Annotated in this window: 7 protein-coding genes; all 7 read left to right on the forward strand. The window is 61.7% G+C overall.

What is annotated here, in order from left to right; genetic code table 11:
- On the forward strand, positions 1 to 1,190 hold a 1,190-nt coding region (locus tag AC1DLB_RS14385; RefSeq protein WP_477785166.1), incomplete at its 5' end, for a PfkB family carbohydrate kinase.
- A gap of 202 nt (positions 1,191 to 1,392) precedes the next feature.
- Positions 1,393 to 2,286, forward strand: coding sequence for a myo-inosose-2 dehydratase (gene iolE / locus AC1DLB_RS14390; RefSeq protein WP_477744567.1), 894 nt, complete (start codon positions 1,393 to 1,395; stop codon positions 2,284 to 2,286).
- Positions 2,283 to 3,092: a 5-deoxy-glucuronate isomerase gene (iolB, locus tag AC1DLB_RS14395; RefSeq protein WP_258613692.1), complete on the forward strand. Its 810-nt coding sequence runs from the start codon at positions 2,283 to 2,285 to the stop codon at positions 3,090 to 3,092. The genes iolE and iolB overlap by 4 nt, the downstream gene beginning before the upstream one ends.
- 30 nt (positions 3,093 to 3,122) lie before the next feature.
- Positions 3,123 to 4,661 carry a CoA-acylating methylmalonate-semialdehyde dehydrogenase gene (locus AC1DLB_RS14400; RefSeq protein ID WP_477779367.1) on the forward strand — a complete coding sequence of 513 codons (1,539 nt, stop codon included), beginning with the start codon at positions 3,123 to 3,125 and terminating at the stop codon, positions 4,659 to 4,661.
- A gap of 26 nt (positions 4,662 to 4,687) precedes the next feature.
- Positions 4,688 to 5,509 carry a TIM barrel protein gene (locus AC1DLB_RS14405; RefSeq protein ID WP_477744568.1) on the forward strand — a complete coding sequence of 274 codons (822 nt, stop codon included), beginning with the start codon at positions 4,688 to 4,690 and terminating at the stop codon, positions 5,507 to 5,509.
- Positions 5,510 to 5,540: 31 nt separating this feature from the next.
- Positions 5,541 to 7,472, forward strand: a complete 1,932-nt coding sequence (gene iolD / locus AC1DLB_RS14410; protein WP_477744569.1) for a 3D-(3,5/4)-trihydroxycyclohexane-1,2-dione acylhydrolase (decyclizing) — start codon at positions 5,541 to 5,543, stop codon at positions 7,470 to 7,472.
- A 31-nt stretch (positions 7,473 to 7,503) separates the two neighbouring features.
- Positions 7,504 to 8,044 (forward strand): Gfo/Idh/MocA family protein (locus AC1DLB_RS14415; RefSeq protein WP_477785167.1); only part of this gene is annotated, 541 nt, incomplete at its 3' end.

The raw sequence follows: 8,044 nt of genomic DNA on the forward strand, positions 1-8,044 counted from the left end.
GTCCGCAAGGTTGCACGGTGATCCACGGAGCGATCCCGGTGCGTCTCGAAGACGGCGCGATCTATCCCGGTGTGCGCGTCGAAGTGCTGAATGTGCTGGGGGCCGGCGATGCCTTCATGTCGGGTTTCCTCAGTGGCTGGCTGGAGGACGCCGGCGACGAGCGCTGCTGCCAGTTGGCCAATGCCTGCGGCGGTCTGGTGGTGTCGCGCCATGCCTGCGCCCCGGCGATGCCGACCCGCGCCGAACTCGATTACCTGTTCAACAGCCCGGTGCCGATCACCCGGCCGGATCAGGACGTGACATTGCAGCGTCTGCATCAGGTCAGCGTGCCGCGCAAACAGTGGAAGCAACTGTTCATCTTTGCCTTCGATCATCGCGGGCAACTGGTGGAGCTGGCCCACAAGGGCGGGCGCGACCTGAACGCTATCTGCGAACTCAAACAACTCTTTATCAAAGCCGTGGAACGGGTCGAGGCGGATTTGCGTGAGCAGGGCGTCGACGCCGATGTCGGCTTGCTGGCCGATCAACGTTTCGGTCAGGACTCGCTGAACGCCGCCACCGGTCGTGGCTGGTGGGTGGCACGGCCGGTGGAAGTGCAGGGTTCGCGGCCATTGGCGTTCGAACACGGGCGTTCGATCGGCAGCAACCTGATCGCCTGGCCGCAAGAACAGATCATCAAATGCCTGGTGCAATTCCATCCCGACGACGAGCCTCTGCTGCGTCTGGAGCAGGAGGCGCAGATCAAGGGCCTGTACCAGGCCTCGCAGGTCAGCGGGCATGAATTGCTGCTGGAGATCATTCCGCCCAAGGATCACCCATCACCGCATCCAGACGTGCTCTATCGCGCTCTCAAACGCCTCTACAACCTGGGCATCTACCCGGCGTGGTGGAAGATCGAAGCGCAAAGCGCCGAGGAGTGGAAACAACTCGACGAGCTGATCCAGGAACGCGACCCGTATTGCCGTGGCGTGGTGCTGCTGGGCCTGAATGCCCCGGCGGCGACCTTGGCCGAAGGGTTCCAACAGGCCAGCCAGAGCCAGACCTGCCGTGGTTTCGCCGTGGGTCGGACGATCTTCCAGGAACCGAGCCGCGCGTGGCTGGCCGGTGAAATCGACGACGAGGCGCTGATTCGCCAGGTGCAGGGCACCTTCGTCGAACTGATCGATGCCTGGCGCACGGCCCGAGCCTGAACACATTAATTGATTGATGGGGCTTTTGTGGCGAGGGAGCTTGCTCCCGCTCGGCTGCGAAGCAGTCGCAAACCTGTGAATGCGGTTTACCTGATACACCGGGCTGATTGATTCGGGACTGCTTCGCAGTCCAGCGGGAGCAAGCTCCCTCGCCACAGGTGATCGGTTGAACATTTTTGAGAAAACAATAAAAGGTGCAGCCATGCCCGCTATCCGAATTGGCATCAACCCGATCTCCTGGAGCAACGACGACCTGCCGTCCCTCGGTGGCGAGACGCCGTTGAGCACCGCCCTCAGCGAAGGCAAGGACATCGGCTACGAGGGCTTCGAACTCAACGGCAAGTTTCCCAAGGACGCCAAGGGCGTCGGCGATGTGCTGCGGCCTTACGACCTGGCGCTGGTGTCGGGCTGGTATTCCAGCCGTCTGGCCCGCCGTTCCGTGGCCGAGGAAATCGACGCCATCGGCAGCCATGTCGAGCTGCTGGCGAAGAACGGCGCCAAGGTGTTGGTCTATGGCGAAGTCGCCGACTCCATTCAAGGCCAGCGCATTCCACTGGTCGAGCGCCCACGTTTCCACACCGAGCAGGCCTGGCAAGAATACGCCGACAAACTCACCGAACTGGCGCGCTTCACCCTGTCCCAGGGCGTGCGTCTGGCCTATCACCATCACATGGGGGCCTACGTCGAATCCCCGGCCGACATCGACAAACTGATGGCGTTGACTGGCAGCGAAGTCGGCCTGCTGTTCGATTCGGGCCACTGCTACATGGGCGGCGGCGAGCCGTTGCAGGTATTGCGCAAACACATCGAACGGGTTTGCCACGTGCATTTCAAGGACGTGCGCAAACCGGTGGTGCAACTGGCGCGCAACAACCTGTGGAGCTTCCCGGACTGCATCATCAACGGCACCTTCACCGTGCCCGGCGATGGCGACATCGACTTCGGCGCCTTGCTCGACGTGCTGCTGGGCGCCGACTACCACGGCTGGCTGGTGGTGGAAGCCGAGCAGGATCCGGCGGTGGCACCAAGTTACGTCTACGCGAAAAAAGGCTACGACACCTTGCGTGCCTTGCTCGACGAGAGGACCGCGCAATGAGCCTGTTGGTCAAGAGCAATGCCCGCGGACGGACCATGGTCGAGCTGGGGCAGGGAGAGCTGGAATACGTCGGTTTTGCCGCTTACCGCCTGAGTCTTGGCGAAACCCTGCCGGTCAGCGCGGGCGACAAGGAATTGTGCCTGGTGCTGCTCAGCGGTCGGGTCGGCATCAAGGGTGAAGCACCGGGGCAGGGCGCGTTCGACTGGGACAACATCGGCGATCGTCAGTCGGTGTTCGAAGACAAATCACCGTTCGCCGTGTATTTGCCACCCGGCAGCCAGGCCCAGGTGGTGGCGTTGAGCGACGTGCAAATCGCCGTGTGCGCGGCGCCCGGTTCCATCGCCGAAAACCTTGGCCCACGGCTGATCAAACCCGACAGCATGAAACGCAGCGTGCGCGGCAAGGGGGCCAACACCCGTTATGTCTGCGACATTTTGCCGGACACCGAGCCCGCCCATTCGCTGCTGGTGGTGGAAGTGCGTACGCCCTCCGGTCACTCGTCGAGCTACCCGCCGCATAAGCACGACACCGACGATCTGCCGCACCAGAGCTTTCTCGAAGAAACCTATTACCACCAGATCAACCCGCCCCAGGGCTTCGTGTTCCAGCGGGTCTACACCGACGATCGCAGTATCGATCAGGCCATGGCGGTGGAAAACAGCGACCTGGTTGTGGTGCCCAAGGGTTATCACCCGGTCAGCGTGCCCTACGGCTATGAGTCGTATTACCTGAACGTGATGGCCGGCCCGAAACGCGTCTGGCAGTTCCATAACGATCCGCAGCACAGCTGGCTTCTGGATCTCTAAATTCCAACATTCAAAGGGAGAACAAGAACAATGAGCGACGCCCCGGTCATAGGTCATTACATCGACGGTCAGGTGCAGGACAGCGGTAGCGAGCGGTTCAGCAATGTCTTCAATCCGGCCACTGGCAGCGTTCAGGCGCGGGTCGGGCTGGCCAGCCAGAAGACCGTGGACGAGGCCGTCGCTTCGGCCATGAAGGCGTTCCCGGCCTGGTCCGAGCAATCGTCCCTGCGCCGTTCGCGGGTGATGTTCAAGTTCAAGGAATTGCTCGACCGCCATCACAACGAACTGGCCGAAATCATTAGCCGCGAACACGGCAAGGTGTTCTCCGACGCCAAGGGCGAAGTGACCCGTGGCATCGAAATCGTCGAATACGCCTGCGGTGCGCCGAACCTGCTGAAAACCGATTTCAGCGACAACATCGGCGGTGGCATCGACAACTGGAACCTGCGCCAGCCATTGGGCGTCTGCGCCGGCGTTACGCCGTTCAACTTCCCGGTGATGGTGCCGCTGTGGATGATCCCGTTGGCGCTGGTCACCGGCAACTGCTTCATCCTCAAACCGTCTGAACGTGATCCATCCGCCAGTTTGTTGATGGCTCGCTTGCTCACCGAAGCCGGGTTGCCGGACGGTGTGTTCAACGTGGTCCAGGGCGACAAGGCGGCGGTCGATGCCTTGCTGCAACACCCGGACATCGAGGCGATTTCCTTTGTCGGCTCGACGCCGATTGCCGAGTACATCCACCAGCAAGCCACCTCGCGCGGCAAACGCGTACAGGCGCTGGGCGGGGCGAAGAACCACATGATCGTCATGCCCGATGCCGATCTGGACCAGGCGGCGGATGCACTGATCGGCGCGGCTTACGGCTCGGCCGGTGAGCGCTGCATGGCGATTTCGATTGCCGTGGCCGTGGGTGATGTCGGCGACCAGTTGATTGCCAAACTGCTGCCGCGCATCGATCAACTGAAGGTCGGCAACGGCATGCAGGGTGACAGCGACATGGGGCCGCTGGTGACCGCCGAACACAAGGCCAAAGTCGAGGGTTTTATCGGCGAGGGTGTGGCCCAGGGCGCGCAGCTGATTGTCGACGGGCGCAACTTCAAGGTGCCAGGCGCCGAGAACGGTTTCTTCGTCGGTGCGACGCTGTTCGACAAGGTCACGACCGAGATGAGCATCTACCAGCAAGAGATCTTTGGACCGGTGCTGGGCATTGTGCGCGTGCCGGACTTCGCCAGCGCCGTGGCGCTGATCAACGCCCATGAATTCGGCAACGGCGTGTCCTGTTTCACCAGCGACGGCGGCATTGCCCGCTCGTTTGCCCGCAGCATCAAGGTCGGCATTGCCCGCTCGTTTGCCCGCAGCATCAAGGTCGGCATGGTCGGCATCAACGTACCGATTCCGGTGCCCATGGCCTGGCACTCGTTCGGCGGCTGGAAGCGCTCGCTGTTCGGTGATCACCACGCTTATGGCGAAGAAGGCATTCGCTTCTACAGCCGCTACAAAAGCGTGATGCAGCGTTGGCCCGACAGCATCGCCAAGGGCCCTGAATTCAGCATGCCGACAGCCAAATAATTCACGTGTGCGGAGAACAACAAAAAATGAGCAAACCCCTGCGTTTCGCCTTGAACCGTATGGTCGCCCCACGTTTGTCCCTGCCGGCGTTCATCGAGTTGGCGGTGACCCTCAAGGCCGACGCCATCGAGATTCGCAACGACCTCAAAGGCGTCGAGATCGAGGATGGCACCGCCCCCGAACACGTCCGTGAGCTGTGCGCGGCCAAAGGCATCACGGTGCTGTCGATCAACGCGCTGTATCCGTTCGATGTCTGGAATGACGAGCGCCGCGCACATGCCCTGAAGCTTGCCGCTTATGCCCGTGACTGTGGCGCACGGGGCTTGGTGATGTGCCCATTGAACGACCGCGCCGATCCACGAACCGAAGCGCAGCGTGCGTCCGGCCTGCGCACGGCGTTGAGTGAACTGGCACCGATCCTGCGCGATCACGGCATTCTCGGCTTCATCGAACCGCTGGGTTTCGAAGAATGCTCGCTGCGGCGCAAACGCACGGCAGTCGATGCGATCAAGGCCATCGGAGGGCTGGATGTGTTTCGTCTGGTGCATGACACCTTCCACCATCACCTGGCCAGCGAGCATGAATTCTTCCCTGAACTGACCGGGTTGGTGCACATCTCCGGCGTCGARGATGCCGAGGCGCCACTGGCGACCATTCGTGACGGCCATCGGGTGCTGGTGGGCGAGGGCGACATCCTCGGCAATGCGGCGCAGATCGACACCTTGCTCAGTAGCGGCTATAGCGGCTACCTGTCGTTCGAACCGTTTGCCGACAGCGTCCATGGCCTGGCGGATATCCTGACGGCGATCGGCGCGAGTATGGATCACCTGCAGAAATCCCTGAGCTGACATCGGATTTGCATACGGAAAAGGTGCGAGCATGACCACAACAAGACTGACCATGGCCCAGGCCCTGGTGAAATTCCTCGATAACCAGTACATCGAGGTCGATGGGGTCCAGAGCAAATTCGTCGCCGGGATCTTTACCATTTTTGGCCACGGCAATGTGCTGGGTCTGGGGCAAGCCCTGGAACAGGACAGCGGCGACCTGATCGTCCATCAGGGCCGCAACGAGCAAGGCATGGCCCACGCGGCCATTGGTTTTGCCAAGCAACACCTGCGGCGCAAGATCTACGCCTGCTCTTCATCGGTGGGCCCGGGCGCGGCGAACATGCTGACTGCTGCCGCGACGGCCACCGCCAACCGTATTCCCTTGCTGCTGTTGCCCGGCGACGTCTACGCCTGCCGCCAACCAGACCCGGTGTTGCAACAGATCGAGCAGTTCCACGACCTGAGCATCAGCACCAACGATGCGTTCAAGGCCGTGAGCAAATACTGGGACCGGATCAACCGTCCCGAGCAACTGATGACTGCGGCGATCCACGCCATGCGCGTGCTCACCGACCCCGCCGAAACCGGCGCCGTGACCCTGGCCTTGCCGCAAGACGTGCAGGCCGAGGCGTACGACTATCCCGATTACTTCCTGCAAAAACGCGTGCACCGCATCGAGCGCCGTCCGGCCACCGAAGCGATGCTCGACGATGCCGTGGCGTTGTTCAAAGGCAAGCGCAAACCGCTGATCATCTGCGGCGGTGGGGTCAAGTATTCCGGTGCCAATGCAGCGTTGCAGGCCTTTGCCGAGCGCTTCGATATTCCTTTCGCCGAAACCCAGGCCGGCAAGAGCGCGGTGGTGTCGAGCCATCCGCTGAACGTCGGCGGGATCGGCGAAACCGGTTGCCTGGCGGCGAACCTGTTGGCCAGGGACGCAGATTTGATCATCGGCATCGGCACCCGCTACAGCGATTTCACCACCGCGTCGAAATCCTTGTTCAAACACCCGGACGTGCAATTTCTCAACCTCAACATCAGCCCTTGCGACGCCCTGAAACTCGATGGCGTGCAACTGCTGGCGGACGCCAGAACCGGCTTGAACGCCTTGGCCGCTGTGTTGGGCGACTATCGCTCCGGCTGGGGCGATCAACCCCGACAGGCCCGGGCGCAGCTGGACGAGGAAGTCGACCGCCTCTATCAGGTCGAGTACCAGACTCAAGACTTCGTCCCGGAAATCAACGATCACCTGGACCCGGCGGTGCTGCGCGAATTCATCGAGCTGACCGGTTCCTGCCTGACCCAGAGCCGGGTGCTCGGTGTGCTCAATGAAACCCTGGCCGATGATGCGGTGATCGTCGCCGCCGCCGGCAGCCTGCCCGGCGACTTGCAGCGCAGCTGGCGCAGCAAGGGTGTGAACACCTACCACGTCGAGTACGGTTATTCGTGCATGGGTTACGAGGTGAACGCGGCACTGGGGGTGAAGCTCGCCGAGCCTGAGCGCGAGGTCTATGCGCTGGTGGGCGACGGCTCCTACATGATGCTGCACTCGGAGCTGGCAACCTCGATCCAGGAGCGCCGCAAGATCAACGTGGTGTTGCTGGACAACATGACCTTCGGCTGCATCAACAACCTGCAAATGGAACACGGCATGGACAGCTTCGGCACCGAGTTCCGTTTCCGCAATCCTGAAACCGGCAAGCTCGATGGCGGTTTCGTGCCGGTGGATTTCGCCATGAGCGCGGCGGCTTACGGCTGCAAGACCTACAAGGTGAACACGGTTGAAGAGCTGCGAGCCGCGTTGGCGGATGCGCGGTTGCAGACGGTGTCGACGCTGATCGACATCAAGGTCCTGCCCAAAACCATGATTCACAAATACCTGTCGTGGTGGCGGGTCGGCGTGGCGCAAGTCTCCACCAGCGCACGCACTGACGCAGTGGCCAAGACCCTCAACGAACGATTGGCCAAGGCCCGTCAATACTGATTGCCCTGAAACGAACAACAGGAGTGTTTATATGTCTTCGCTTTCCAATTCGTTGCGTATCGGCGTCATCGGCACCGGGGCCATCGGCCAGGACCATATCCGTCGTTGCAGCCAGACCTTGCTCAACAGTCAGGTTGTCGCGGTCACCGACATCAATTTGCAGCAAGCGGCCAAGGTCGTCTCCGATCTGAAGCTGACCGCCGAGGTCTATCCCGATGGCCACGCGCTGATCAAGGCGCCGGACGTCGACGCAATCCTCGTCACCTCCTGGGGCCCGAGCCACGAAGAGTTCGTGCTGGCGGCCATTGCGGCGGGCAAACCGGTGTTCTGCGAGAAACCGCTGGCGGTCACCGCCGAAGGCTGCCGCAAGATCGTCGAGGCCGAAGTGGCCCACGGCAAGCGATTGGTGCAGGTTGGTTTCATGCGCCCGTACGATGAAGGTTATCGGGCATTGAAATCGGTGATCGACAGTGGCCAGATCGGCGAGCCGCTGATGCTGCACTGCGCCCACCGTAACCCGACCGTAGGTGAAAACTACAAGACCGACATGGCGATCACCGATACGCTGATCC

The organism is Pseudomonas sp. 05N434, from assembly GCF_056396965.1.

Coding starts and splice junctions, on each gene's coding strand:
- iolE (WP_477744567.1), top strand. CDS start 1,393: ATGCCCGCTATCCGAATTGGCATCAACCCGATCTCCTGGAGCAACGAC.
- iolB (WP_258613692.1), top strand. CDS start 2,283: ATGAGCCTGTTGGTCAAGAGCAATGCCCGCGGACGGACCATGGTCGAG.
- AC1DLB_RS14400 (WP_477779367.1), top strand. CDS start 3,123: ATGAGCGACGCCCCGGTCATAGGTCATTACATCGACGGTCAGGTGCAG.
- iolD (WP_477744569.1), top strand. CDS start 5,541: ATGACCACAACAAGACTGACCATGGCCCAGGCCCTGGTGAAATTCCTC.